Source organism: Nocardia sp. NPDC003345, assembly GCF_053589395.1.
The window spans coordinates 1-25,057 of record NZ_JBSFRU010000054.1 but is presented as its reverse complement, the minus strand read 5'-3'; the positions used below and the strand labels follow the sequence as shown (position 1 = coordinate 25,057).

General features: G+C 69.6%; 23 protein-coding genes. 6 read left to right on the top strand and 17 right to left on the bottom strand.

From position 1 onward, the window contains the following. Positions 1-120: 120 nt before the first annotated feature. Together ACWDU1_RS09400 and ACWDU1_RS09395 are read right to left on the bottom strand one after the other, a co-directional pair. Positions 121-1,149 carry a PDR/VanB family oxidoreductase gene (locus ACWDU1_RS09400; protein ID WP_449997059.1) on the bottom strand — a complete coding sequence of 343 codons (1,029 nt, stop codon included), beginning with the start codon at positions 1,147-1,149 and terminating at the stop codon, positions 121-123. After that, complete coding sequence (locus tag ACWDU1_RS09395; protein ID WP_449997057.1) at positions 1,149-2,030, bottom strand: metal-dependent hydrolase; 882 nt, start codon at positions 2,028-2,030, stop codon at positions 1,149-1,151. The genes ACWDU1_RS09400 and ACWDU1_RS09395 overlap by 1 nt, the downstream gene beginning before the upstream one ends. 98 nt (positions 2,031-2,128) lie before the next feature. Between ACWDU1_RS09395 and ACWDU1_RS09390 the strand changes: the two genes are divergently transcribed. Both ACWDU1_RS09390 and ACWDU1_RS09385 read left to right on the top strand, forming a co-directional pair. Beyond that, positions 2,129-2,740 (top strand): TetR/AcrR family transcriptional regulator, encoded by a 612-nt coding sequence (locus ACWDU1_RS09390; RefSeq protein ID WP_449997055.1) that lies wholly within the window; start codon positions 2,129-2,131, stop codon positions 2,738-2,740. Between the two features lie 114 nt (positions 2,741-2,854). Beyond that, on the top strand, positions 2,855-3,943 hold the full coding sequence (locus tag ACWDU1_RS09385; protein ID WP_449997053.1) for a methyltransferase: 1,089 nt from the start codon (positions 2,855-2,857) through the stop codon (positions 3,941-3,943). Between the two features lie 11 nt (positions 3,944-3,954). Here ACWDU1_RS09385 and ACWDU1_RS09380 read toward each other — a convergent pair whose 3' ends face one another. Next, positions 3,955-4,461, bottom strand: a complete 507-nt coding sequence (locus ACWDU1_RS09380) for a CGNR zinc finger domain-containing protein (RefSeq protein WP_449997051.1) — start codon at positions 4,459-4,461, stop codon at positions 3,955-3,957. Positions 4,462-4,486: 25 nt separating this feature from the next. Between ACWDU1_RS09380 and ACWDU1_RS09375 the strand changes: the two genes are divergently transcribed. Together ACWDU1_RS09375 and ACWDU1_RS09370 are read left to right on the top strand one after the other, a co-directional pair. Continuing rightward, positions 4,487-4,687 carry a hypothetical protein gene (locus ACWDU1_RS09375; protein ID WP_449997049.1) on the top strand — a complete coding sequence of 67 codons (201 nt, stop codon included), beginning with the start codon at positions 4,487-4,489 and terminating at the stop codon, positions 4,685-4,687. 54 nt (positions 4,688-4,741) lie between these two features. Next, positions 4,742-5,683, top strand: coding sequence for an SDR family oxidoreductase (locus ACWDU1_RS09370; protein ID WP_449997048.1), 942 nt, complete (start codon positions 4,742-4,744; stop codon positions 5,681-5,683). A 6-nt stretch (positions 5,684-5,689) separates the two neighbouring features. Here ACWDU1_RS09370 and ACWDU1_RS09365 read toward each other — a convergent pair whose 3' ends face one another. The 9 genes from ACWDU1_RS09365 to ACWDU1_RS09325 form a co-directional block, all read right to left on the bottom strand. Next, positions 5,690-5,983, bottom strand: coding sequence for a hypothetical protein (locus tag ACWDU1_RS09365; protein WP_449997046.1), 294 nt, complete (start codon positions 5,981-5,983; stop codon positions 5,690-5,692). 221 nt (positions 5,984-6,204) lie between these two features. Further along, a complete protein-coding gene (locus tag ACWDU1_RS09360; protein ID WP_449997044.1) occupies positions 6,205-6,717 on the bottom strand; it encodes an OsmC family protein in 513 nt (170 codons plus the stop codon). 86 nt (positions 6,718-6,803) lie between these two features. Continuing rightward, positions 6,804-6,944 carry a hypothetical protein gene (locus tag ACWDU1_RS09355; protein ID WP_449997042.1) on the bottom strand — a complete coding sequence of 47 codons (141 nt, stop codon included), beginning with the start codon at positions 6,942-6,944 and terminating at the stop codon, positions 6,804-6,806. 184 nt (positions 6,945-7,128) lie between these two features. After that, complete coding sequence (locus ACWDU1_RS09350; RefSeq protein WP_449997040.1) at positions 7,129-12,597, bottom strand: ATP-binding protein; 5,469 nt, start codon at positions 12,595-12,597, stop codon at positions 7,129-7,131. 385 nt (positions 12,598-12,982) lie between these two features. Further along, positions 12,983-13,159 (bottom strand): hypothetical protein, encoded by a 177-nt coding sequence (locus ACWDU1_RS09345; RefSeq protein ID WP_449997038.1) that lies wholly within the window; start codon positions 13,157-13,159, stop codon positions 12,983-12,985. Continuing rightward, the gene (locus ACWDU1_RS09340; RefSeq protein ID WP_449997037.1) at positions 13,156-14,592 is read right to left on the bottom strand and encodes an amidase; all 1,437 of its coding nucleotides are present in this window, start codon (positions 14,590-14,592) and stop codon (positions 13,156-13,158) included. The genes ACWDU1_RS09345 and ACWDU1_RS09340 overlap by 4 nt, the downstream gene beginning before the upstream one ends. A gap of 46 nt (positions 14,593-14,638) precedes the next feature. Beyond that, the gene (locus ACWDU1_RS09335) at positions 14,639-15,070 is read right to left on the bottom strand and encodes a UTRA domain-containing protein (protein ID WP_449997035.1); all 432 of its coding nucleotides are present in this window, start codon (positions 15,068-15,070) and stop codon (positions 14,639-14,641) included. Beyond that, a complete protein-coding gene (locus tag ACWDU1_RS09330) occupies positions 15,052-15,477 on the bottom strand; it encodes a GntR family transcriptional regulator (protein ID WP_449997034.1) in 426 nt (141 codons plus the stop codon). The genes ACWDU1_RS09335 and ACWDU1_RS09330 overlap by 19 nt, the downstream gene beginning before the upstream one ends. A gap of 226 nt (positions 15,478-15,703) precedes the next feature. After that, the gene (locus ACWDU1_RS09325) at positions 15,704-16,360 is read right to left on the bottom strand and encodes a hypothetical protein (RefSeq protein ID WP_449997033.1); all 657 of its coding nucleotides are present in this window, start codon (positions 16,358-16,360) and stop codon (positions 15,704-15,706) included. Between the two features lie 18 nt (positions 16,361-16,378). Between ACWDU1_RS09325 and ACWDU1_RS09320 the strand changes: the two genes are divergently transcribed. Both ACWDU1_RS09320 and ACWDU1_RS09315 read left to right on the top strand, forming a co-directional pair. After that, the gene (locus tag ACWDU1_RS09320) at positions 16,379-16,636 is read left to right on the top strand and encodes a hypothetical protein (protein WP_449997031.1); all 258 of its coding nucleotides are present in this window, start codon (positions 16,379-16,381) and stop codon (positions 16,634-16,636) included. An 874-nt stretch (positions 16,637-17,510) separates the two neighbouring features. Further along, on the top strand, positions 17,511-20,771 hold the full coding sequence (locus ACWDU1_RS09315) for an arabinosyltransferase domain-containing protein (protein WP_449997063.1): 3,261 nt from the start codon (positions 17,511-17,513) through the stop codon (positions 20,769-20,771). A 21-nt stretch (positions 20,772-20,792) separates the two neighbouring features. Here ACWDU1_RS09315 and ACWDU1_RS09310 read toward each other — a convergent pair whose 3' ends face one another. The 5 genes from ACWDU1_RS09310 to ACWDU1_RS09290 all read right to left on the bottom strand — a co-directional run bounded on the left by ACWDU1_RS09310 (position 20,793) and on the right by ACWDU1_RS09290 (position 24,847). Continuing rightward, entirely contained in the window at positions 20,793-21,968 is a 1,176-nt protein-coding gene (locus ACWDU1_RS09310; protein ID WP_449997061.1) for a lipase family protein, read from the bottom strand. Positions 21,969-22,103: 135 nt separating this feature from the next. Beyond that, entirely contained in the window at positions 22,104-22,346 is a 243-nt protein-coding gene (locus tag ACWDU1_RS09305; RefSeq protein ID WP_449997029.1) for a helix-turn-helix transcriptional regulator, read from the bottom strand. Continuing rightward, positions 22,336-23,187 (bottom strand): ABC transporter permease, encoded by an 852-nt coding sequence (locus ACWDU1_RS09300; protein ID WP_449997027.1) that lies wholly within the window; start codon positions 23,185-23,187, stop codon positions 22,336-22,338. The genes ACWDU1_RS09305 and ACWDU1_RS09300 overlap by 11 nt, the downstream gene beginning before the upstream one ends. Then, positions 23,184-24,113 carry an ABC transporter ATP-binding protein gene (locus ACWDU1_RS09295; protein ID WP_449997026.1) on the bottom strand — a complete coding sequence of 310 codons (930 nt, stop codon included), beginning with the start codon at positions 24,111-24,113 and terminating at the stop codon, positions 23,184-23,186. Before ACWDU1_RS09295 ends, ACWDU1_RS09300 begins: the two co-directional genes overlap by 4 nt. Positions 24,114-24,211: 98 nt before the next feature. Then, positions 24,212-24,847 (bottom strand): class I SAM-dependent methyltransferase, encoded by a 636-nt coding sequence (locus tag ACWDU1_RS09290; protein WP_449997025.1) that lies wholly within the window; start codon positions 24,845-24,847, stop codon positions 24,212-24,214. Positions 24,848-25,057: the final 210 nt, after the last annotated feature.

The window sequence follows — 25,057 nt, the reverse complement described above, 5'->3', positions numbered from 1 at the left end:
CATCGGTGGGCGCCGCGATATCGACGACGTGGGTGTAGCGGTGCGCGGCGGTGTCGAGGAAGGTGTCGTCGGCGGTGCCGAGCGGGAAACGTGTGCCCATGAGGCGGTATGCCTTTCGCTTCAGAGATCGAGAACCAGCGACTCGCCCGCGGCGCGGGAGACGCAGGTGAGCATGTGACCGGGACGTTCGTCGGCGGTGAGGGTGCGATCGCGGTGGTCGACCTCCCCGGACAGCACCCGGGTCCGGCAGGTACCGCAGAACCCCTGACGGCAGGAGAACACCACATCCGGCAGTTCCCGCCGGACGGCCTGCAGGGTAGTCTCGGTGGCGCCCACCCGCACCCGGCGGCCGGATCTGGCCAGGGTCACGTCGAATTCACGGCCGTCGAGCACCGGCGGGGCCGAGAACCGTTCGGTGTGCAGCGATCCGGAGGGGTTGAGCGCGAACAGGGAGCGCTGGGCGGCCTCGAGGACCGGCGGCGGCCCGCAGACGTACACGGCCGCCCCGGGCGCGGCGGTGGCCAGTATCGCGGGGATATCGGGTGTACCGGCCTCGTCGTCGGCCCGGATCTCGGTGGTCGCGGGGAGCTCGCCGAGGAACGGCATGGTCGCACGGGACCGGCCGAGATACACCAGGCGCCCGCGGTCGCCCGCCGCGCGCGCCATCGGCAGGATCGGGGTGATCCCGATTCCCGCCGCCACGAACAGGTACGACGGGGCGGAATCGACATAGGTGAAGGCGTTGCGCGGTCCGCGCACCCGCAGGGTCGTACCGGGCTCCAGTCCGTGGACCTCGAGCGATCCGCCGTCACCGTCGGCGATCCGGCGCACCGCGATCCGGTACCGGAACCGCTCCCGGGGGTCACCGCACAGCGAATACTGCCGCTGCCGGCCGGACGGCAGGAATACGTCCAGGTGGGAGCCCGGTTTCCAGGACGGGAGCTGTCCGCCGTCCGGGCGGGTCAGGGTGAGCGAGACGACGTCGGCGGCTTCCTCGCGTACCGATTCGATCCGCGCCTCGAAATCGAAACCGTTGCGCCGCACCGGACGCGGCGGCGACAGCGCCGGATTGGTGAACACCATCTTGTAGGCGTCCATGGCGAGACCGAGCAGGCGCAGGCTCGCGGGCGCGGCGGGCTCGCGGGTCATCATGAGCGGGTCGCGGGGGAGTGCGCGAGATAGCGCAGGGCGTTGTCCATCGACCCCAGCTGGGAGGGGTGGAACCCGGGCCGCAGATAGCGCGGCATCTCGGTGAAGAACGTGGTGAAGCTGGGGATCACGCCGCGCAGGGTCGCGCTGACGAACTGCTGGCCCCAGAACCGGCCCTTGGCCGGGCTCGGGTCCTTGCGGTACATGTACGCGGTGGAGAACACGAACAGCGGCAGCAGCAGTCCGCTGGCCAGCAGGCCGGTCCGCATCCGGCGGGCGTACCCGCCGTCGACGTGCATATAGGCGTCGAAGACCACGCTGCGGTGTTCCACCTCCTCGGCGCCGTGCCAGCGCACCAGGTCCAGCATCGTCGGATGCATACCGAGTTCTTCGAGTACATCCGATTCGAGCAGCCATTCGCCGATGACGGCGGTGAAGTGTTCCATTCCGGCGAAGAGGCCGAGGCGTTCCTTCAGCCATTCCTCCCGCGCCCGGCCGGTCAGCCCGTGGTCGCCGAGGACCCGGTCGACGAGCCAGGCGACCTTCTCGACGTAGGACTGCACGTCCAGGCCGATGGTCTGCAGGTGGTCGCGGGCGCCCTCGTGGCTGCCGGCGTGCATCGATTCCTGCCCGATGAAGCCGGTGACCTCTTCGCGCAGGCGTTCGTCGTCGATGAACGGCAGGGCTTCGGCGAGGCAGGTCGCCATCGCGCGCTCGCCCTCGGGTAGCACCAGATGCATCACGTTCGTGACATGGGTGGCGAGCACCTCCCCGGGGATGTAGTGCATAGGGACGGTCGAGAAGTCGAAATGCACATCGCGGGCGTGGATCGCGTGGGCTTCGTCCCGATAGGAGCGCGGCGCTGCACTGTCATCAGCCATACCGAGAACCGTACAATGCAACAGATTGCATAGCAATGTTGTCGCAACGATTTCTTCCAATTTGTTGCAGAAGGCTCGATCGCTGCTAGCGTGGTCCCGTGTCCGCACCCGCCTCCACCTCGAAAGAACACCCGGCCGCCGACGGAATCGATACCCGCATCCTCGACGCGGCGCGTACCCAGTTCGAGGAAATCGGCGTGAAGAAGACGACCATCGGCGATATCGCCCGGCGGGCCTCGGTCGACCGTGCCACCATCTACCGGCGGATCGGGTCCCGTGAGGATCTGGTCCGCGCGGTCACGGCCCGGGAAGTGGGCGATCTGCTGGCCGAGTTGCAGGCCATCCCCGCCCGCCACGAAGATATCGCCGCGGTGGTCGCCGATCTGTTCGTCACCGTGATCACGCGCTGGCGGACCCACCGGCTCGTCAACCGGGTGATGGCACTCGAACCGGGCCGGTTGCTGCCGCAGATCACCACCGAGGGCGGGGCCTTCTTCACCATGGCCATCTCCACGACCGCCGCGCTGCTGGACGCGGCGTTACGGCAGCGCCACCTCGCGGCGATCCCCGATCTGACCACACGGGTCGAGATCGCGGCGCGACTGGTGCACTCCTTGATCCTGCAACCGGTCGGCGCCCTCGACCTGGACTCCGAGAGTCAGCTGGCGGGCTTCGCGCGCACCCGCATCGTGCCCCTCATCCTGGGCTGACCGCGGCCCGCGCCCGTCGCGGCTGCCGCCGAACCGACACGGCAGCTGGTTGCGCGGCGGTGCCCGGCTCCGGCCGTAGTCTCTCGGAGACACCGGTCCACGAGAGAGGTCGTGATGCTCGCCGATCCACGGAAATCGCCGCCGCGGGCCGTGGTCCGCGCGGTGGCACGGATTCGCGACGCGCTGCCCGTACTGCATCGCCGGATGGCGCCCGGGCATTTCGCGCTACTCGAGATGATGGCCGCGGGCTGGCTGGCCCAGGCGATCCACGCGGCCGCGGTCCTCGATATCGCGGGCGCGCTCGCCGAAGGGCCCCGCGACGGCGCGGATCTGGCCGATGCCGTCGGCGCCGACGAGGACGCGCTGCATCGCCTGCTGCGGTTGCTGGCCGGGCACGGGATCTTCATCCGGCGCCGTGACGGGCGCTACGCGCTCACTCCGCCGGCGCAGGCGCTGCGGGCCGACGCGCCCGTCTCGCTGCGGGACGCGGTGCTGTTCTACGGCTCCGCCGAACACCGGGACCGGTGGACCCATCTGGCGGACGCGGTGCGCACCGGCCGCCCGGCGATACCCGCCGATACCTTCTTCACCCGGATCCGCGACGATCGCGCGCTCGGTGAGATGTTCGAACGCGCGATGGTGAGTATCGACGGGCTCGGACAGGAGCCGGTGCTGGCCGCGCACGATTTCGCCCGCTACCGCAGCGTCGTCGATATCGGCGGTGGCCGGGGCGCGTTGCTGTCGGCGATCCTGCGGCGGGTGCCCGGTTGCCGGGGTGTGCTGTTCGACCTGCCGGAGGTGGTCGCCGGGGCGCCCGAGCGGATGCCCGAGGCGGGGCCGGGTGGACGGTGCGGGGTGGTCGCGGGATCGTTCTTCGACAGCGTTCCCGCGGGCGCGGACGCCTACCTGCTCAAGCACATCCTGCACGATTGGCCCGACGACCGGGCCGTGCGCATCCTGCGGACGGTACGCGCGGCCATGAGTCCGGCGGCCCGCCTGCTGCTGATCGAATTGGTGCTCCCCGAACACGATCGCCCGCATCCCGGCAACTACATCGATCTCGAAATGCTGGTCAACACCGGCGGGCGGGAGCGGACCGAGGCGCAGTACCGGGAGTTGCTCGCCCGCGCGGGTTTCAGGCTGATCTCCTGTACGCCCACGCTGTCGCCGGAGAACATCCTGGAGGCCGTTCCGGGGTCGTGAGCCGGCCCGGCTCAGGCCGGTGACGCGGATCTGGCGCGATGGCGGGCCACATTGACCCGGTTCGCGCAGCGATCGGAACAGAAGCGACGCCGCCCGTTGCGTGAGGTGTCCACGAACACCCGCGGACACTGCTCACGACGGCACCGGCCGATCCGGTGCGGCGCCTCGCAGAACAGTTCGGCCAGCCCGGCGGCCGTATAGGCCTTGACCCGTTCGTCGATCGGCGCGTCCTCGGCGGCGTAGTGCAGATGCGGCGCCCGGCCGTCGTGGGTCGAGATGTAGGGGCGGCTGGTGGTTTCGGCCAGTAGCGCGTTGATCGGCTCGACTCCGGGAGCGCGGAAGATCTCGTCGAGGCGGGCCGCCCAGCGCCGCAGTTCCGCGGCCTGCCGGGCGTCGACGGTGCCCACCGGTTTGTATCCGGCGTCCGTCAGAAGTGCCGCGGGGTCGTGGCCCGCGGGGGCGTTGACCAACCGGGCCGCCAGTTCGGCCGCCGCGCCGCCGTAAGGGTTGAAATGCATAGAACCATTACACCAGACTCGGGGTATGAGCATCGTCTGCCTGTCCTGCTCCTGGCCCGCGCCGGGTCTGGTGTCCGCACACGGAGTGGTCCGTTATTGGCGTTGTGTGTGCGGACAATGGCTGGTGACCGAGGAGGATCGGGTCACGGCCGCGCCGGGGCCCAGTGATCTGGCCGGTCCCCGGAACCGGCGCCGCGCATCCGGATCGGCCGGCCGGATTCGGTGATCGACGTACCCCGGGCATCCGGGTACGGTCGGGGCACAGGAGAGGGAGGGTCCGATGAGAGTGCTGGTGCTCGGCGGATACGGCGCGGTGGGGCGGCATCTGGTCGATCTGCTCCGGGCCGACGGGATCGAGGTGCGGGTCGCCGGGCGTGATCCGGATCGCGCCGAGGTGACCGTCGACCTCCACGAACCGGGACTGCACGCGTACCGGGCCGCACTGGCGGACGCCGATATCGTCGTCAATGCCGCCGGGGCCGAAGATCCGCGCCCGGTACTGGCGGCTGCCGAACGCGGCCGCGCGTTCGTGGATATCACCGCCTCCACCGAATACACCGCGCGGCTGGAGGCCTCGGCGCCCGCGGCCCCGGTACTGCTGAGCGTGGGTCTGGCACCCGGACTCACCACGCTGCTCGCCGCGGCGGTGCACGAGCGGTCGCCGGGGCCGATCGATATCGCGGTCCTGCTGGGGGCGGGGGAGCACCACGGCGCCGCCGCGACCGAGTGGACGTACGGACTGCTCGGCCGCCACTTCCGGGCCGGTGGTGAATCCGTGCGGAACTTCACCCGGCCCCGCGGTTTCGTATTGCCCGGCCATCGGCGCCGGCGGATGTTCCGGGCCGATTTCGCCGATCAGCACATTCTCACCCGGGAGTGGGGCGTCGACGTCCGGACCTACTTCGCGCTGGATTCGCGTGCGGCGACGCTGGCGCTGGCATCGGCCACCTGGATCCCCGGGGCCGGCCGGATGCCGCGGGGGCTGCCGCTGCCCGGCAGCGACGAATGGATCGTGCTGGCCCGTACGGAATCCGGGCACGAGGCCTGGGCCCGGGGCCGCGGTCAGTCGCGGGCGACCGCGCAACTCGCTGTCGCGGCTGTCCGCGCCGCCGCGGATCTGGCGCCCGGGGTGCATCATCTGCACGAGGTCGTGACGCTCGCCGGTCTGCCCGGCGATACCGGGATCGAGACCGGAACGCGGGACGGGTCGGTGCCCGCGTAGCGCGGGTCAGGACTCGGGCGGCAGTATCGGCGAGGCGAACACGTCTTCCAGCGGGGTCGGGCCGGTATAGCGGCGGCAGGGGCAGGTGACCCATTCCCGCAGGCCGTGCGTACCCCGCCGGGAGCTCTCGGCATGGCAGGTCCCGGTCTCCCGGTCGTGCAACGCGAGATCGTGGCCGCAACCGCAGCGGGCGGTGAGTTGCTTACGGGCCGTCCGGCGGCCACGCTGCCCGAATCGGCCGGCGGCCCATCCGACGCCGAGGAGGCCCGCTCCGACGGCGAGGCTCAGGGGATCCAACATAAGAGCAGTGTAGGTATGCGTACGGTCGGCGATCCCGGTATGCGCGGCACCGGAGTCCGAAGGCGTGGTGGGAGAACGACTTCGGGCGGGCTGAACGGCTTTCGAGATCAAGATACTGAGATATGCGCATCCAACTATCTGAACTGTAGGCCGCCGGACCGATGACGAAAGACAAGGAGGAGAGCATGATCCGCCGGGCGCGCTATCGCAAGGGGCGCGGGTCAGCTGGTTTCCAGCGTGGTGTGTACGGGGGTCGTCCCGGTGGTGAGATCCAGTACGGGGCAGTGGGCGTCCACGGCGCGCTGCAGCTCGGCATATCGCTGCGGGCTTTCCGGCCCGGTGATCCGGACACGCACCCGAACCGCCTGGAAACCCGCGCGGACCTGCTCGTCCAGGCCGAAGAACCCTCGCACGTCGAGATCACCCTCGGCGTCGACCGATAGGTCGTCGACCGCGATCCCCAGCCGTTCGGCCCAGAAACGGTAGGTGACGATCTGGCAGGAGATCAACGCGCCGAGATAGACCTCGACCGGATTGGGCGCGGTGTCCTCGCCGCCGAGGGCCGGGGGCTCGTCCACCGCGAGACGGTGCAGACCCGCGGTGACGGTGCTGCCCACCGTGCCGTGCGGGGTACCGGTGGCGCGGAACACCACGGCGGCGCCGGACGGGTTGTCGCGCACCGCTTCCGCGGTGGCCTCGGTGATGTCGTTGAGTGAGGTGGTGCCGCTGGTCATGGCGCGACAGTAGGTGGCCGGCACCCGGGTCGCGAGTATTGCGCTCACGCGGAAGCGAATCGACCCGGGTGCCGGTGCCGCACGGCTCAGAGCAGAGCCAGCAGCAGACTGATGAGTGCGATCGACACGATCCAGAACCCGACCAGCATCCGCCCGGAAGCCGGTGTTCCGGGATCGGTGGAGCGGGTCCGGGGAGCATGGTCGAACATCGTGGTGAGCGCGGGCATGGTGCACCTCCAGAGAAGTGTGGCTGCCTGACAGGTGCCGGATACCCGATCTCACGTGACTATTCATCCGAACGGGAATCAATCCGCCCGGACGGACACCGAATACCGGAAATGCGAACGGGCGGGGCAGCGATCATCGGCTGCCCCGCCCGTTCCCGGCCTGCTCACCGCGGCCGGACTCGCGCTACTTCGCCAGATTGGCCTCGATGGCCTCGATGATGCGCGGCCGCAGTTCGGCGGCGCGGATCACCGCGTCGACCGAACCGACCTCGACCGCACGGTGGATATCGTGCACGCGGTCGAATTCCGCGGCGACCTCACCGAGTTTCTCGGTGCGGACCGAGGACCGGAGCTCGTCCAGCTCCGCGGTGAGCGTCGCGCGATCGGTGCCGGACGCGTTCGCGGCGCGGGTCTCGAGATCGCGGACCCGCGGGTCGGTCGCGGTGCGTTTGTCGACCTCGCCGGCGAACACCACCGCGGCCGCCGGCGCGCCGCCGAGCACCGAGGCGAACGAGCCCTCCAAGGCCAGCACGGTCATATTCGGGTTCAGTGTCTTCGAGAACACCACGAAGGCGCCGCCGTGATACCGCGAGATCACGGTGAACACGATGGGGCCCTGGAAGTTCACGATCGCGCGACCGATCTCGGCGCCGTACTCCAGCTGGAGTTTGCGCATCGACTCCGGTGAGCCGTCGAAACCGGACAGGTTCGCCAGCACCACCAGCGGCCGGTTGCCGCTGGCCGCGTTGATGGCCCGCGCGGCCTTCTTCGACGAGCGCGGGAACAGGGTGCCCGCGGTGTAGGTGTCGGGACCGTCGGTGGCCGGGAAACCGCGCCGCGGCACGCCGCGCGATTCGATACCCAGCAGGCATACCGGGATACCGCCCAGGTGCACGTCCTGGACCACCGAGGTCTCGGCATCGGCCATGCCCGCCCAGCGTTCCAGCACCTCGTGGTCCTGGTCGGCGACAGCGCGCATCACCGTGCGGATATCGAACGGCTTCTTGCGATCCGGGTTGGCGGTGGCGGAGAAGATCTCGCCGACCGTGGTGAAATCGCTGTCCGCCATGACATGCGGGAAATCGGAGATATCGCGGTCCACCGGGTCGGTGGTGCGCGCCCGCCGCGGGCCGTCCTCGCCCGGAACGATATAGGTGTGGTCGTAGTGCGACATGAGCACGGCCCGGGCCGCATGCAGGTTCGGCGCCCAGTACTGCGCCTGCCCGTTGGGGCCCATCACCCGGTCGTAGCCGCCGATACCGAAGTTGTCCTCGGCCGAGACGCCACCGGAGAAGTCCAGGGCCTGCTTACCGGTGAGCACCATGGCCGAGTCCGGGGTCATGACGAGAATGCCCTTGGTGTGCATGAGCATCGTCGCCTCGGCGTTCCAGTACGGCTGCGCACCGACATTGATACCCGCGACCACGATATTGATCTCGCCGCCGTCCTGGGTGAACTCGACGATGCGCTTGAGCGCGGCCGCTACCCAGTCCATGTTCTCGGTGCCGGAGGTCATGGAGATCCGGGCGCCGGAGGACAGCGCGTACCACTCGAGCGGAACCCGCAGCTTCTCGGCCAGATCCAGGGCGGCGATCACCCGCCGGCATTCCGGCTCCGAGAGCGCGCCCAGCGATTTCGTCGGATCGCCGAGCAGCACCACCCGGGTGACACCTTCGGGATGGCGTTCGGTCGCGGTGGTGACGACACCGGCGACCATGGCGGCGGTATTGCGGCCCTTCGGCCGGTCCACCGGCACCAGGGTGTGGTCGGCGTCGAGGTCGTATTCGGCGAATTCGCCGAGCAGACCGGTCAGCTCGTAGGGGTAGACCGTATTGCGGCTGCTGGCCCGCAGGACCTTCTGCCGGTAGGCGTCCAGCGGCTCGACCGGATCGTCGGACCGTTCGCCGACGATCAGTTCGGTGCCGCCGGTGGCGTCGAAGGAGATCCGCAGGGCCAGTTTGACCAGATCGCCGGTCCGGGCGTCGCGCTGGCGGGCGATCAGCAGGATCTCCTCCAGCCCGGCGCCGGTGGTGGTGGGGCGGACCCGCTCGACGATCGCCTCGAGTTCGGCGCGGGTGATATCGATCGGCGGCCACACGTACATGACGATGCGGTTGGTCTGCAGCCGCTTGGACGAGGGCCGCCCCGACTGCGCCCGGCGGATGGAGTCCAGGCAGGTGGCGATCGTGGATTCGGCGGTCGGCAGGGTGACCAGGCGCCCGTCGTGATCGCGCAGCGCGGTCAGATCGCGGACCTGGGCGAAGGCCACGAGCCGCTCGTCGGCGGGATTCTCCTTGGCCACACACCGGAACAGGTACACCTCCTCGTTGTCCGAGGACGGCAGCTGGGTGAGATCGAATTTGTGCAACCGCTTCATCTGCATCCGCTGCGCGATGTAGGGGTGCAGGCCGCGGATGAGACGTTCCTCGTCGAGGCCGGTGCTGGACGGGCGGAAGGTGAAGTGGTGGTGCATGACCGCGTTGTCGCTGCCGGCGACAGTGGCGGTGATCCGGTGCACCTGGTTGGGTACCGGCTGCGCGTTGAGCGCCTCCTGCAGGGCCGCCGCCATGGCTTCGAAGTCCTCGGGCTGGTTCTCCCAGGACACGTAGATATCGGCCTCGATGGAGGCCGAACCGGTCGACAGTTCGGCGAGGCCGCTCACCACGCCGGTGAGGGAATCGAAACTCACGGCCGCCGACACCAGACTCACACCCTTGCGGTCGGCGACCACGAAGGTGGCGCCGCCCGCCTCGCGGGTGCGGACGTTGGTGAGGTCCTTGTTGCCGTAGTAGCGGCGGGTCAGCACCTCCAGCATCACGGTGTTGTCCACCGAGCCGCGGGAGAGCCGCTGACCGAGCAGGCGCACCAGCGGTTCGGTGGCGCTCACCATCTCCGCGATCCGGTCGGTCCGGTCGGCCGCGTCCGGATGCGCGTCGAGGTGGCTGAGATGTTTGCGCGCGTCGGTGTAGGCGCGGGCCCGGTTGCGGCGCAGTACCGGCTGCCCGTACCAGGCGAACACCAGGCCGCGGGTGAGGTCGGCGATCACCGGGAACCGCACCTGGGTGGCGGCCACGAGCCGTTCGAGTGCCAGGCCGACGGGTTCGCGCAGGACCCGGTCCGGCATCGGCTCGGCGAGCCATTCGCGCAGCAGCGCCGAGATGACCTCGACGGTATCGGCGGGCCGCTGCTGGGCCAGGAAGATCCGGAACACCGCGGCCTCGAGGTCGGCGGTGCGGTCCAGTTCGGTGACCCCGTAGTGGCCCAGGGCCTGGGCGAGCTTCGCCCGATAGGACTCCGGCAGCCCGGCCCGGTCGGCGTCGAGACTCTGCAGATAGGTGTGGAAGTATTCGCGGGCGCTGTGGACATGCCCCGGGGCGGGATCGTCCTCCGGCGAACGGTTGTGGCTCAGCTCGGCCAGATCGGCGAAGACCTGCACCAGCTCGAGTTCTTCGGCCAGCGGGCGGCGGTTGTCGGCCACGGCCGCGCGGCGGGCCGCGAGGTAGTCGTCGAGCACCCGGCGGTCGTCGTGCGGGTCGACGTCGAATCCCAGCAGCAGACTGCGCAGGTCCTGCTGACCGCGGCTCATCCGCTGATGCGGCTGCGGCAGATCGGATTCGGTGGGCAGATCCAGCTCGACGGTGGTGGTGGCGGCTCCGGCGTCGTCCTCCGCGCCCTCCTCGGCGAGCGGTTCCAGCCGCAGCAGCGGCGCACCGGTCTCGACCTGGGTGCCGACGGATACGGCGCATTCCTTGAGCCGGGCCCGGAAAGGCGCGCGCAGCACCGTTTCCATCTTCATGCTCTCCAGCACCAGCACTGGCGCGCCCGCCTCGACCTCGGCGCCGACCTCCAGCGGAGTCGCGACCACCAGGGCGGGGGCGGGGGAGCGGACCACGCCGCCCTCGTCCCGGCTGACCCGGTGGGTGATGCCTTCGACATCGACGAGATGGATCGGTCCGTGGGTGCCGGTGACCAGGCGGTACCGGATGCCGTTGACCACGATCTGGCCGGTGTGCCGATCGAAACGCTCCAGATCGACATCGGCGGTACGGATATCGCCGGCCGCTTCGATCCCGATCCGGAAGCGGTGCGCGCCGATCCGGGCGACCCGCACCCGGTAGCCCGCACCGCGCAGTTTGAGGTCGAGGGGCCGGCCGCTCTGGTGCTGCACCTGCGGCCGGCCGCCGGAGGCGGTGGACAGCAGCCGCTGCTGTTCGACGTGCTCCTCTTCCTCGTAGGCGTCGATGGCGGCGGCGGCCAGGGCGATGGCGGTGTGCTGGTGGGAGACCAGGCGGCCTTCGCCGCGGACGCGGTCGATCCAGCCGGTATCGGCGCTCGCGTCGATGACCTCGGGCTGGTTCAGCAGGTCGAGCACGAAGCTCTTGTTGGTGGCGCCGCCCTCGATGATGACGCGGGTCTGCGCGACGGCCCGGCGCAGCCGGCCCAGCGCCTCGTCCCGGTCACGGCCGTAGGCGATGATCTTGGCGATCATGGAGTCGAAATCGGCGGGAATGGTGTCGCCCTGGCTGACGCCGGTATCGACCCGGATCCCCGGCCCGGCCGGCAGGTCCAGCAGTGCGATACGGCCCGGGGCGGGGGCGAAATCGCGATCGGGGTCCTCGGCGTTGAGGCGCGCTTCGATGGCATGCCCGCGTTCGGCGGGCGGCTCGCCCTCGAGCCGGCCGCCGGAGGCCACGTGCAGCTGGGCGCGGACCAGGTCGAACCCGGTGGTCGATTCGGTGATGGGATGCTCGACCTGCAGGCGGGTGTTGACCTCGAGGAAGGCGAACAGCCGATCACCGGGGTGGTAGAGGAACTCCACCGTCGCCGCACCGCGATAGCCGACCGCTATCGCCAAGCGCTCGGCGGAGGCCTTGAGGTCGTCGACCTGCTCGGGCGCGAGCACCGGCGACGCCGATTCCTCGATGACCTTCTGGTTGCGGCGCTGCACAGAGCAGTCACGCACGCCCAGCGCCCAGGCGGTGCCCTGCCCGTCGGCGATGACCTGGACCTCGACATGCCGGGCGCCGGTGACCAGACGCTCCAGGAAGACGATGCCGCTGCCGAACGCGCGGGCCGCCTCCTGGCTGGTGCGCTCGTAGGCGTCGACCAGCTCGGCCTCGTTCGTGATGACCCGGATACCGCGGCCGCCGCCACCGGCGGTCGCCTTCAGCATCAGCGGGTAGCCGATCTCCGCGGCGGCGGCGACGGCGGCATCCACGGTCTCGACGGCGCCGCGGCTCCACGGCGCCACGGGTACGCCGACCTCCTCGGCGATCAGCTTCGCGCCGATCTTGTCACCGAGTTTGCGCATCGCCTCGGCGTCGGGTCCGATGAAGGTCACCCCGATCTGCGCGCACAGCTCGGCGAACGCCGGATCCTCCGCGACGAATCCCCAGCCGACCCAGGCGGCGTCGGCGCCGGTCGCGACCAGCGCCTTCTCCAGCGCTTTGAGATCAAGGTAGGGGCGCGCGGACGCGGGTCCGAGGTCGTAGGCGATATCGGCCTCACGCACGAACGTGGCGTTGCGGTCGACATCGGTGTGCAGCGCGACGGTTTCGATGGGACGTGCGGTCTCCGCCGCGAGATCCCGGACAGCGTGGATGAGGCGCATCGCCGCCTCACCTCGGTTCACGATGGCGATACGGCTGAACACTCGCCCGTCTCCTTCCTCTCCTATGTGCGGGCCCGGTCGACGGGCGAGCCGGTTGCGGCTCTCGCTCTGGGTAGTGTGCACCCTCACTCCGCAGAATTGCACGGCGTACGGGTGCTACTGGCGCGTATCATGCGTGGCCGGCCTCCGGCGAGGGCTCCGGCGGCCCCGTCACGGCGGTGTGAACGGGGAGCCGGCGACCGGGGCCGCTATCCGCGGCGGCTGTGACGCCGCGGCGCCGCAACGTCGCGGAGTACCGCCCACTGCCTGGTCACGGTGCTGCTCAGCCTACCGCCGCACATGCTCCCGGCCGGTGTACACCGGCCGGTGCCGTGCGGTGTCGCCGCGGCTGCCGGGCCGGGGAGAGCGGCGGGTCCGGCAGCCGCGATCACCACCCGATCCGATCCACCGCCTCGATCCGGTGTCCGCCGCTCGGGTCGGTGTAGCGCGCGTCGGGGCAGGTGTAGAGCGCCTGCGCCATCTCGGCGACGACTCGGTTCATGGCCTCGACCGCCGCCGCCTCCTCGGGATCGTCGGTCCAGCCGCGCGGCTCGGTGATGCTCATCGGTGTCCTCCGGTGCGGGCGGTGCCCGGCTTGTGGTCGTGGTGGTCGGTGTGGCGCTGGAAGGCGTCGCCGGCCCGCAGTACCGCGGCCTCGGCGAACGGGGCACCCGAGATCGACATCGACAGCGGGGTGCCCGCGCCGGACAATCCGATGGGAACCGCCAGCGTCGGATTGCCGAGTGGGTTCCAGTACGGCGTATGCAGGGACGGCAGCACGCCCAGCGGGTCCAGGGGATCCATCTCGGCGAGGGCGGGGGCGCCGAGATGGCCGGTGGGGGTGACGATCAGATCCACGATGCCGAACAGTTCCGCCATCCGCTGTCGGGCGATCCGCCGGACCCGCTGCGCCTGGACATAATCGGGCCCGCTCACGGCGGCTCCGCCCGCGAGGATGATCCGAGTCGGCCGGCCGTAATCGGCCCAGCGGGTGTGCAGATCCTCCCGGTGGTAGGCGTGCGCCTCGGCGAGCATGACCACGATATCGATGGCGGTCAGTTCCTGGTACATGGGCAGTTGGACGGGCACGATCCGCGCCCCGGCCTCGCGCAACGCGGCGACGGCCGCGGTGAACAGGCCGGGTTGCGCGGGGTCGATACCGCCGGTGGCGTACCGGTCCAGATCGTCCACGCCGATGGTGACTCCCCGCAGGTCACCGGTGAGCGCTCCGGCGTAGTCGTCGATCGGCGCCGATGAGCTGTAGGGGTCGGCGGGGTCGTATCCGGACATCACGGTGAGGACGACCGCGCAATCGGCGGCGGTGCGGGCCATCGGGCCGATATGGTCCAGGGTGTAGCCGAGGGGCACCACCCCGGACTTCGGTACCCGGCCGAAGGTCGGTTTGAGGCCGGTGATTCCGTTGAACGCCGCGGGGATGCGGATGCTGCCCGCGGTATCGGTGCCGATGGCGGCACAGAACATTCCGGCGGCGACCCCGCTTCCCGACCCGGAGCTGGAGCCGCCGGCCCAGCGGGTGGTGTCCCAGGCGTTGCGCGGTACCGGGAACGGTTTGCCCGGGTCGGGTGCGCCGATGGCGAATTCCATGGTGGTGGTCTTGCCGGTGACGATGGCCCCGGCCCGCTCCAGCCGGCGGACCACGGCGCAGTCGCCGGTGGCCGCGCCCCAGGCGGGATCCAGCACGAGGCTCTGGGCGGTCGTGGGTCCGCGCGAATGCGCGAGAATATCCTTGATGCCCAGCGGGATACCCTCGAGCGGCCCGAGCGGCAGGCCCGCAGCGATCTTCTCGTCGGCCCGGGCGGCGGCCGCCCGGGCAGGGTCGTCGAACCGGGTGAGGTATACCCCGATCGCCTCGTCGGCGGTATCGGCCGCGGCGAGGGAGCGTTCGACGAGTTCGGTGGCGGTGATGTCCCGGTTCCGTAGCGCCTGTGCGGCGGCGGTGAGGGTCGGCAGTGTGCCGGTGGGGGCAGCGGTGGTCATGGGGTTCTCGTTCTCTCGGGGTGAATCGGCGGTCCGGCCGGGGCGGTCAGGGCTGCGTCACGGTGGCGGCGGTGATATCGATCCGGGGGATGCCGCCGATGGCGAGCTGGATCTCGCCCCGGCAGGTGCCGAGCGCGTAGTCGACGGCGGCCCCGGTCCGATCCCGGATTGTCTGCTCGACCAGCAGTACGGGTTCGCCCGGCAGGACGTGCAGGAGGGCGGCCGCGCAGTCGTCGGCGGCGCCGGCCTGGACACCGACATCGAATCCGGTGATATCGATACCGCCGGTGTGCAGCAGGGTGTAGAAGTCGTCGCGGAAGGCGGGCTGGTCCACGCCGCCGGCCTCGGCGGCCCGCAGATAGTTGGTGAACACCGAGATCGGCCGTTCGTCGAGCAGCAGGACGTATTCGATACAGAGGCAGTCGGCCCCGGCCGTGACGCCGGTGAGGCGCGCGGCGATCACCGGCGGCGCGGGCACCCACGCCCAGTGCAGCAGCCGGGTCGTGAGCCGGCCGAGTGCCAGATACTGTTCGAGCGAGCGGCCCGGGGTGGTAGCGCGCCGGCCACGACGTGGTCATCCCGGATCGGTACCGTGCCCAGGCCGCGCCGCCGTTCGATCAGGCCGTCGCGGCGCAGGAGGTCCAGGGCGGCGCGGACGCTGTCGCGGGAGGCCCGGTGCCGGGACATGAGTTCGGATTCGCCGGGTAGCCGCCCGGATCCGAACGCGCCGGCGCGTAACTCCGCCCGGAGCAGATCACGCAGCCGGCGGGCCGTCAGTTGTGCCGAGGTCGGTAGCAGGCGGCGGACCTGGTCCCGGAAGATCGGGCCCTCGCGTGCCGCCGCGGCGGGGTCCAGATGCTCGCGGTGTCCGGCGGTGTGGCGCATAACCGAAGGGTGCGACCGGTGCCGGTTACGCGGCAAGGATCGGGCGTAAACGTCCGGTTACGCTCGCTCGCCGATGGATTTCACGTCTCTGGCCTGCGCTTTCTCGTGACCGCGCGCCGGTTGCGCGGCCGGGCTGCCGGGGTTTCGCGGGGACGGTGCCGGCCGCGGGCGAGTTACGCGGGCCCGGTGGCCGGAATCGGGTGGCCGCCGTGCGCGGATGGCCCGGTTACGACTCCGGTTCGGCCGGTATACGGACCGCGATCTCGCCGCTGAGGGTATGGCCGCCGTCGAGACGCAGCCGGTCGCCGCTCCAGAACCGGCCCGGGTCGTACCAGTCGGGATCGCGGTTCTGCGAGAGCAGCCCCATCGCCTGATAGGTCGCCGCCACGATCTCCGCGCAGTAGGCGTTCTCCACCTCGCGCGCCGCCGGCGGCCGGGAATGACGGCGCGGCAACCGGACCCGGCCGCGGAACCAGCGTCCGGCGAGGGTGGCGGTGGAGGGGAACGGGGTGCCGTCGAGGCGGGCGACGGTGCGCAGTGCCCCGTCCTCCATGGTGGCCGTGGCCGGCGGATCGAGCTGGCGTAACCAGGCCTGCTGCCCGTATCTGTTGGCCCACACCAGAACCGCGTCCCGCAGGTTGTGCAGCTGGGCGCCGCGGTGCGCGGTACCCGACCACATATCGGGCAGCGACCGGCCGAGTTCCGCGTGCCAGATCAGTGCCGGCAGATCATCGATCACCACCGACATCCCCACATGGTTGACCGGGCTGTTCGTCGTCATCCGGATCATCCGGTCGGCCGTGGAATGTCCACGGAACAGCCAGATATCGCCCGTTCTGGTGATCTCGACAGCCCGATCGAGATCGATGCCCGCACCCGCCATGGAACGTAGCCTATGCGTATGAGGTGGTGGAAGGTACTCGGATTGGCGGGCGCGGCCGGCGTGGTGGCCACCGGCGTGGTGGTGGTGCGGGGCGAGCGTCGCCGTCGCGCCTACACACCGGAGCAGGTCCGCGAACAGTTGCACGCGCGGTTCGCGCAGGCGGCGGCCGAGGAGGCGCCCGATGCCGTGGCACCCGAGTCGCGCTTCACGCGAATCCGCGCCGGTGTGCGTGCGGTATTGCGGCGCGGCATTCCGAGGCGCGGCAGCCGGACGTGAATACGCGCCCGCCGGTTCGCGCTCCTTCTCGGAAGCCATGATTCCGGGGTTACCGATTCGCCGGCGGGCGGCGGCGGGAATTCACCGAACGATCTCCTGTTCACGGGGCGCCCGCACCGGCTTCGGTGGCACGATGCGGTGCCGATAGCAGGAAAATAGGATACCGATCACCGCGGTCGTGAGGTTTACTACCGGATCGGGCCGTGATCGGCGTCGAGCAGTGCGCGGTTGATCGAGCACCGCGCGGTTAGCTGTCATATCACCACTCGATTATTATCCGGTCGATAAATTCTCGGCCGGTAGATTACCCAATCCGGAGGGATCTCAATCCTGCTCGGCGATTGCGGTCGGCGTATCGGAGGCGTGGCCGCCCGTCCGGTCTCGGCTGCTGCGGGCTCGGAAGGCAAGGAATCTGCGAGACATCCACGCTGCGTGCGCGTTTTCGCACGGGCCTCGGTGTGGTGACGCTTCCGGCGGTGCCGAGCGTGGATCCGGCCCGAGTGCCCGGACAGATAACTTTCCGCGGGTTGCGAAGCCGGAGCGGCGGCGAGCCGCATCATATTTGCCGAATAATTGCCCGATGTGCAAGTGGGTCCGCGAAATATCGTATTTGCTGGCCGCACGTCGCATCGAAATGAATTGCCGGGCGACGAGTCCGATCCGCGCTCCGAAACGGCGGCCGATATCGGAAATCCGGCCGGGTCTTCGGGGGATAGCGGCGGCCCTGCCGCCCGGGTGATATGTGGATATCGCGTATTCATGCAGGTAGAGGGATTGCGGAAGTATTCGCCGAAGTGGCCCGCCCCGGTATATCGCGCCCGAATTCTCCCGTTACAAATCCGTCACGATACTATCGCCCCCCGTGACGGACACGATGGTGAGAGCGGACGACTCGCCCGCGGGCGAGCAACCCCGGGCCGGCAGGCCCGGGAGCGGGCGATGGGCGGGGTGGGTCGCCCTGGTCGGTGGCCTGTTCGCGACGCTGCTGGCCGTCGCTGTGCCGCTGCTGCCGGTGCAGGTGGACAAGACCACGCTGACCTGGCCGCAGAACGGCTCGACCGGCAGTATCACCGCGCCGCTGATGTCCTACGCGCCGCGGACCTTCGACGCGACGGTTCCCGCGGTGGCCCTGCAGTCGCTGGCCGAACGCGGCGGCCAGGCCGTGGCGACCATGCCGGCGGATGCGCCCGACCTGGAGAAGTACGGTTTCGTCGCCCGGGTCCAGCCGGGCCCGGGCCGGGAGCCCGCGCGGCTCGAGGTGGTACTGCGCAGTCAATCCGTTTTCAGCGTGCCGCTGGACGCGCTCGGCGGCGCCGCCTTGACCGTGCACTCCGACAACACCTCGACCACCGCCGAACTCACCGGCACGAGTATCGAACCGGTGGTGCTGGGTGGTGACTTCCGGCCGCAGGTGGTCGGGGTGTTCAGCGATCTGCGCGGTTCCGGCGGTGCTTCGGTGAGTGTCGAGGTCGACAGCCGGTTCTCGGTCGAGCCGACACCGCTGAAACGGGGTGCGACCGTACTGGCCGTCGTGCTGGCCGTGGTCGCGCTCGCAGCGCTGTACCGGCTGGACCAATCGGGCCGCGGCGGGCTGCGCTGCCTGCTACCGCACCGCTGGCGCACCTTCTCGGTGATCGACGGCCTGGTGCTGGGGACGCTGGTGCTGTGGCATTTCATCGGATCGACGACCTCCGACGACGGCTACCAGTTCGGGATGGCCCGCACCTCGCTGGTGTCCGGATATATGGCGAACTACTTCCGGTTCTTCGGTGTCCCGGAGAACCCGGTCGGTACCCCGCCCTATGACGTGATCGCCCATATGACCGAGATCAGTACCGCCAGCCCGTGGATGCGGTTGCCCACGCTGCTGGCGGCCGTTCTCACCTGGCTGGCGTTGAGCCGCGAGGTGATACCCAGGCTCGGGATCCGGCTGCGTCACGACAGGGTGGTGGTGGCGACGGGCGCCCTGGGATTCCTGGCGATCTGGCTGCCCTATAACAACGGGCTGCGACCGGAACCGATCATCGCGGCCGCCGTCCTGCTCACCTGGTGTTTCGTGGAGCGGGCGATCGCGACCGAACGTCTGCTGCCCTATGCCGTCGCCATCCTGATCGCGGCCTTCAGTCTCACGGCGGCGCCGTCCGGGGTGATCTGCCTGGCGCCGCTGCTGGCGGGTGCGCGGTCGGTGGTGCGGTTCGGGGTGCGGCGCGCGCAAGAGATCATTGCGGCCCGGGGCGGCCCGAGCCCCTGGACCGTCCGGTTGCCCGTGTATGGGGCGCTGCTGGCGCCGCTGGCCGCTGCGGGGACCCTCGTACTCGTTTTCGCCTTCGGCGTCCAGCCGCTGTCGGCGATGTTCGAGATGACGCGGGTGCACAACGCGGTCGGCCCGGCCGTGCCGTGGTACGACGACTACCTCGCCTATCAGCGCCTGTTCACACCCACCGCCGATGGTTCGATCGGCCGCCGGTTCGGCGTGGTCGCGATGTGGCTCGGCCTGCTGGTGTGCGCGTTCGTGATCCTGCGCAAGGGCGGGCGGATGCCGTTCGTGGCCTCGGGTCCGGCCAAACGCCTGCTGGGCATCACCTTCGGGGCCATGCTGCTGATGGCGACCGTGCCCACGAAATTCACCCACCACAACGGTGTGTTCGCCGGCCTGGCGGGCGCGGTCGCGGTCGTGACAGCGGTCGCCGTGGGCCCGAAGGTGATGCGGGCCCCGCGATACCGGGCACTGTTCGCCGCCATCGTCGCCATCGCGCTGGCGCAGATCTTCACCGGCGTCAACAAATGGTTCTACGCCTCCGGCCACGGGATTCCGTGGTGGAACACCCCACCGGAGATCGCCGGCGTGGGCCTGAGCCAGATCTTCCTGACCGTTTCCGTACTGTGCCTGGCGCTGGCCGCGTGGTGGCATGTACGAGCGCCGGATCCGGGCACCCCGCACCGGGTGTCGCCGCGATCCTGGCGGTTGATCAAGGTTCCTCCGCTGACGGTGGCCGCGGCGCTGATCGTGATCTTCCAGGTCGGGTCGTTCGCCACCGCGGCGGCCACCCAGTACCCGGCGTTCTCGCTGGCGCGCTCCAATATCGACGCCGTCCTCGGAAAGCCGTGCGGCCTGGCCGAGGACGTGCTGGTCGAAACCGATCCGAACGCCTCGATGCTGACCCCGCTGGCGGGTGCCCCCGCCGCTACCTTCGCCGCGGACGCGACCGGGTTCGTACCCGGCGGCGTCGGCAATGTCACCTCCGACGACGACAAGGAGGGGGCCGACGACGAGGACGACAGCATCTCGGCCGCGCTGAAGGATTCCGCGACGACCGGTACCGGCACCCAGACCGGTGGCGATCCGCTGCCGTTCGGTCTGGCTCCCGACACTCCCGTGCTGGGCACCGCCGGACAGCAGGAATCGGCCGAGTTGACCACCGGCTGGTACCGCCTGCCCGCTCCCGCCGACCGGGCCGGCATTCTCGCTCTCACCGCGGCGGGCCGGTTCCGGGCGGTGACGCAGGACGGTTCGGTGATGCCGGGACAGCCGGTGGATATCGAATACGGCGTCGCGGATTCGCCGGCCACCGCGCAGTCACTCGGGACGGTGATGCCGATCGATATCGGGCCCACGCCGTCGTGGCGGAACCTGCGGGTCCCGCTGGACCAGATCCCGGATCGAGCCGATGTGGTGCGGATCGTGGCCACGGACAAGACACTCGATCCGCAGCAGTGGATGGCGCTGACCCCGCCGCGGATCCCGCAGACCCGCACGGTCGACGACCTGCTGGGATCCGACAGTCCTGTCCTGCTGGACTGGGCGGTGGGCCTGCAGTTCCCGTGCCAGCGGCCCTTCGATCACAATCACGGCATCGCCCAGGCGCCGGACTGGCGCATCCTGCCCGATCGGCCCCTGGCCAATGCCACCAATCTGTGGCAGAGCCACGACGGCGGTGGTCCGCTCGGCTGGAGCCGGCAGCTGTTGCGTTCGGAGACACTGGCCACGTACCTGAAGGACGATTGGAGCCACGATTGGGGTCAGCTCCAGCGGCTGACCCCCATCGACACCGGCGCGCGTCCGGGAGTTCCGGAGGTCGGCCGGGAAACCCGTTCCGGCCTGTGGAGTCCCGGACCGATCAACGTGGAGTGGTAGCGCGGCGCCCGCGCCGTCCGCTCAGCAGTTGGACGGTGCGGGATCACCACGGAAACGGCCTTCCAGCCAGATCAGGACCTGCGGAACGCCGAGTACGGCCGCGGAGAGGTGTTCCGGGGAGAGCGTGTTCTCCGCCTGAACCGGAACCCCGGCCGCGCAATATCGCCGGTTCGTCCGCACGATGGAATCCACCGGAATCAAGGGGTCGGAGGCCGAATGCCATTCGATGATCGGCATATTCGGGATACCGTCGAAGAACTCGAGGCTGTTCTCCTCGACGACGGCACGGGCGTCGGGATCGGTCACCATCGACATACTGCTCGCGTATTCCACGATGCTCCGGCCCGCCCCGGCGGCCAGTATCTCGTTCGTGCAGCCGTTGGCGACGGTATTCCGGGCATTGAGACCGCGCACATTCATGGAGTCACTGATGGGGAAGCGATCGGGATATTCGCGTTCCAGGCCTATTCCGGCCGCCATGATCAATCCGAATGCCGGATGCGGATCGGTGTTGACCGCTTCGAGCATGCGCACCAGATTCATCGGGACACCGCCGGTCGCGGCGCCGGCGATATCGAGTTCGGGTGCGTACCGCGGGGCGAGCGCGGCCGCCCACGCCGTGGCCATGCCGCCACCGGAGTATCCCGCCATGGCGACCCGGCTGTTCTGTAATCCGAGCCCGGCCGCGCGGACGGCGCGGATATTGTCCAGGGTGATCTGGCCGCCCAGCCGGGCCGCGCCGTAGGCGAAGGTCGGCCCCAGATGGTCGGGCAGGGCCACACTCCAGCCGCGGGCCAGTGCCGCGTTGAGCGCGGCCGCCTCGCGGACCTGCAGTGTCGGATCGGAGGTGTACAGCACCCGGGAGACCGCGCACTGGGCGCCGAGACCGTTGATGATGTGCTGGTAGGACAGCAGCGGCCCGTCCGGAGCGCGCCACTGCGGAGTCAGAACCGTGGTGGTGGCCGCGATCGGCAGGCCCCGGGAATTGTTCGACCGGAATTTCACCAGGGTCACCGTGGTGCCGGGAAATATCGGCAGCGGCGGCATCACCCGGGTTTCGAGTATTTCTCCCGGAGATTTATCCGAGATATCGGCGGGTGCCCGATAAAAGGGATCGGGGTCCGGTGCCGGGTAGAGGGGTGCCGCGGCGGCCGGAGGCGTACCGGTCCCGGACAGCACGGTGAGGCTGCCGAACAGTAGTACGCCGAAAGTGAGTACGACTAGATTTCGAGCGATCGTCGGAATCTGCACGCGACAAGTATTACGGCAGGTCGCCGCGAGATCGGGTAATGGGCCGAATGATTGTTTGTGTCGTGTCCGGCCCGGCGCGGGTCAGGCGGATTCCGCGCCCGACCCCAGCCGCGGGAAAGGTTCGGTGGAGAACACGATCTCCACCGCCACTTCGAAATGCGCGGCGATCCGCAGCGCCAGGTGCAGGCTGGGACTGTATTCCCCGCGTTCGAGATAACCGATGGTCTGGTAGTGCACGCCCAGCGCGTCGGCCAGCTGCCGCCGCGAGATGCCGCGCTCGGCGCGCAGCATCGCGATGCGGTTGTAGATGACCTCAGAAGGCACGTTGCATCGCCTTTTCGCGGCGCGCGGCCATTCGTGACCCGGACTCGTGTCGTGCCATGCGCCGCAACACTACCGGTGCGATGAGCAGCCCCGCGACGGCCCAGGCGCCCAGTACCGCCACGGTCTCGGCGTGCCTCCAGGATTCGCCGATCTCGACCTGCACCGCGTCGGGCGGTAGCAGCGCCGAGCGCATGCCGAGCCCGGCCCAGTACATCGGGAACGCCTGACCCACGATCTGCAACCACGCCGGGAGCGCTGTGATCGGATAGAAGATGCCCGAGATGGCGATCAGCCCCATCAGGGGCATCGACAGCAGGAACGTGGCCCGCGCACCGTCGAGTGCGGCACCCAGGATCGCCCCGGCCGGTAAGGCCGCGAGCAGGCCGAGCAACAGAACCCACGCGAAGGTCGCCCAGGCGTAGGGCGTATCCGGTGTCATCCCGCCGATGATCAGCGCACCCACCAGCAGGACGACCAGCACCTGCGCCGTGACCGAACCCGCGGACGCGAGGGTTTTGCCGACGAAATAGCCGGTGATTCCGTGCGGGGCGCTCTTGGCGCGCAGGACGGTGCCGTCCTCGCGGTCGAGCACCATGACGTTGGCGAGGTTGTAGAGACCGTTGAAGGCGATGATGGACCCGAGCAGCCCGGGCACCGCCAGCTCGGCGATGGAGAGCCCGCTGCCACCGTATTCGCGGTCGCGGAGCAGGTACAGCACGGCGAGGGTGATGGCGGGGGTGAGGAACTGGCCGATCAGATCGGGTGCGTGGGTGAACATCTGGCGCAGTTCGATCCGGCCGCGGGTGAGACCGGCCCGGACGGCGTGGGCGGTGGCATTCATCGGTTTACCTCCGCGAGGGTGTTGATCTCGGTGCCCGTCTCGCCGGCCTCGTGCCGGCGGACGAGTGTCATATAGGTGTCCTCCAGGGAGGCGCGGCGGACCTCGAGTTCGCCGACCCCGTCGCCGTACTGCTCGAACAGTTCGTGGACGAATTTCGCCGATTCGGTGGTGGTGTGGACGAAACGCTGATCCCCTACGGTCCAGCGCACCTCGGAGTCACCGGATACCGATCGTGAGAGTTCGTCGGGTGATCCGTCGGCGATGATCCGGCCACCGGCCAGGATCAGGATCCGGTCGGCGATCTTCTGGGCCTCGTCGAGGTCGTGCGTGGTGAGCAGGATCGTGGTGTTCTCGAGATCCGCGAGGCGATGCACGAGATCATGGAAGTCGCGGCGGGCCGCCGGATCGAAGCCGGCGGTGGGCTCGTCCATGAACAGCAGTTCCGGTCGTCCGACGATGCCGATCGCCACATCCAATCGACGCCGCTGGCCTCCGGAGAGAGTGGCGATCGCGGCGTCCGCGTGCGCGGTCAGCCCGACGAGTTCGATGAGTTCGGCGGTATCCCAGGGTTTGCGGACCCGCTCGGTGGAGTAGGGCCGGTAGAAGGTCCCGAGATGGGCGAGCAGCTCGCGGACCCGCCATTTGGCGTGATCGCGCCACGACTGCAGGACGACCCCGACGCGGGCGCGCCACTGTTCGTCGCCGTGTTCGGGGTCCACGCCCAGAACGGCCACGCGGCCGGCGGAGCGGGCGCGGAAACCCTCGAGGATCTCGAGGGTGGTGGTCTTACCCGCGCCGTTGGGGCCCAGCATCACCAGCACCTCGCCGCGGCGGGCCCGGAAGGACACGTCGCGGAGTACATCGGTGGTGTCGTAGCGCATGCGCAGGGCGTCGACCTCGAGAACCGGGTCGCCGTTCGAAGTCATGAGAGCCTCCCGAGTAATCATCCTTCGATGATTTGTAGCATACCTACTACATATGAGAGCGGCAATGCTCTATTCGGAAGGCGAGTGCGGAATGCCGGTCAGGCGTCCGGCTCGGGCGACAGCACCGCGACCAGGAAGTCCGAGGTTTCGGTGAACGGGCGCAGATCCCAGGTCGACAACAGCAGATCCGCGGCCAGACCGGCGGCGGTGGCGTCGGCGCGGAACTCCTCGAAGGCGTAGCCGCGGCCCGCGCCGAATCCGGTGACCACCCGGCCGCCCGGTGCCAGATGGCGCGCGAACCCGGCCAGGACCGCGCCCCGGGTGGCCGGTGCCAGGAATGTCATCACATTGCCCGCGCAGACGATCACATCGAAACCGGCCTCGATACCGCGGCCGGGGAGATCGAGGTCGGCGAGGTCGCCCACAAGCCATACAGGTCCGGGGTAGTCGGCCTCGGCGGCGGCGATGAGTACCGGATCGAGATCGACGCCGATTACGGTATGTCCCGCGTTGTGCAGATGGCCGCCCAGTCGTCCGGGTCCACAGCCGGCGTCCAGGATTCGTCCGCCCCGGCCCAGCATCGCGTCGATCAGCCGGGCCTCGCCGAAGATATCGTGCCCCTCGGCCGCCAGGGTGCGGAACCGCTGGACGTACCACTGCGAATGCGACGGGTCGGCAGCGGTGAGTTCCTCCCAGCGATTACGGACCCGGTCTCGCGGCGTATGCCCGTCCATCGGTTCTCTCCTCACCTCGATCGCGCGGCCGGCCGGCCACCCGTCTCGGACTGTACGGGCCGCCGCGGTCCGCCCGGCCTGGCACGGGCGGTGATCACATCCGCTGTTCGTAGACCGTCGCGAGATCGCGCAGCGCCCCGGCGGCATCGCCGGTGAAACTCGAACCGTGCATCACCGCCAGGGTGGTGGGCTCCAGTCCGGCCAGCCGGT

Excerpts from the sequence above, each read along its gene's own strand:
- ACWDU1_RS09400 (WP_449997059.1), bottom strand. The coding sequence starts at position 1,149 with ATGACCCGCGAGCCCGCCGCGCCCGCGAGCCTGCGCCTGCTCGGTCTC.
- ACWDU1_RS09395 (WP_449997057.1), bottom strand. The coding sequence starts at position 2,030 with ATGGCTGATGACAGTGCAGCGCCGCGCTCCTATCGGGACGAAGCCCAC.
- ACWDU1_RS09385 (WP_449997053.1), top strand. The coding sequence starts at position 2,855 with ATGCTCGCCGATCCACGGAAATCGCCGCCGCGGGCCGTGGTCCGCGCG.
- ACWDU1_RS09380 (WP_449997051.1), bottom strand. The coding sequence starts at position 4,461 with ATGCATTTCAACCCTTACGGCGGCGCGGCGGCCGAACTGGCGGCCCGG.
- ACWDU1_RS09375 (WP_449997049.1), top strand. The coding sequence starts at position 4,487 with ATGAGCATCGTCTGCCTGTCCTGCTCCTGGCCCGCGCCGGGTCTGGTG.
- ACWDU1_RS09370 (WP_449997048.1), top strand. The coding sequence starts at position 4,742 with ATGAGAGTGCTGGTGCTCGGCGGATACGGCGCGGTGGGGCGGCATCTG.
- ACWDU1_RS09365 (WP_449997046.1), bottom strand. The coding sequence starts at position 5,983 with ATGTTGGATCCCCTGAGCCTCGCCGTCGGAGCGGGCCTCCTCGGCGTC.
- ACWDU1_RS09360 (WP_449997044.1), bottom strand. The coding sequence starts at position 6,717 with ATGACCAGCGGCACCACCTCACTCAACGACATCACCGAGGCCACCGCG.
- ACWDU1_RS09355 (WP_449997042.1), bottom strand. The coding sequence starts at position 6,944 with ATGCCCGCGCTCACCACGATGTTCGACCATGCTCCCCGGACCCGCTCC.
- ACWDU1_RS09345 (WP_449997038.1), bottom strand. The coding sequence starts at position 13,159 with ATGAGCATCACCGAGCCGCGCGGCTGGACCGACGATCCCGAGGAGGCG.
- ACWDU1_RS09340 (WP_449997037.1), bottom strand. The coding sequence starts at position 14,592 with ATGACCACCGCTGCCCCCACCGGCACACTGCCGACCCTCACCGCCGCC.
- ACWDU1_RS09330 (WP_449997034.1), bottom strand. The coding sequence starts at position 15,477 with ATGCGCCACACCGCCGGACACCGCGAGCATCTGGACCCCGCCGCGGCG.
- ACWDU1_RS09325 (WP_449997033.1), bottom strand. The coding sequence starts at position 16,360 with ATGGCGGGTGCGGGCATCGATCTCGATCGGGCTGTCGAGATCACCAGA.
- ACWDU1_RS09320 (WP_449997031.1), top strand. The coding sequence starts at position 16,379 with ATGAGGTGGTGGAAGGTACTCGGATTGGCGGGCGCGGCCGGCGTGGTG.
- ACWDU1_RS09315 (WP_449997063.1), top strand. The coding sequence starts at position 17,511 with ATGGTGAGAGCGGACGACTCGCCCGCGGGCGAGCAACCCCGGGCCGGC.
- ACWDU1_RS09300 (WP_449997027.1), bottom strand. The coding sequence starts at position 23,187 with ATGAATGCCACCGCCCACGCCGTCCGGGCCGGTCTCACCCGCGGCCGG.
- ACWDU1_RS09295 (WP_449997026.1), bottom strand. The coding sequence starts at position 24,113 with ATGACTTCGAACGGCGACCCGGTTCTCGAGGTCGACGCCCTGCGCATG.
- ACWDU1_RS09290 (WP_449997025.1), bottom strand. The coding sequence starts at position 24,847 with ATGGACGGGCATACGCCGCGAGACCGGGTCCGTAATCGCTGGGAGGAA.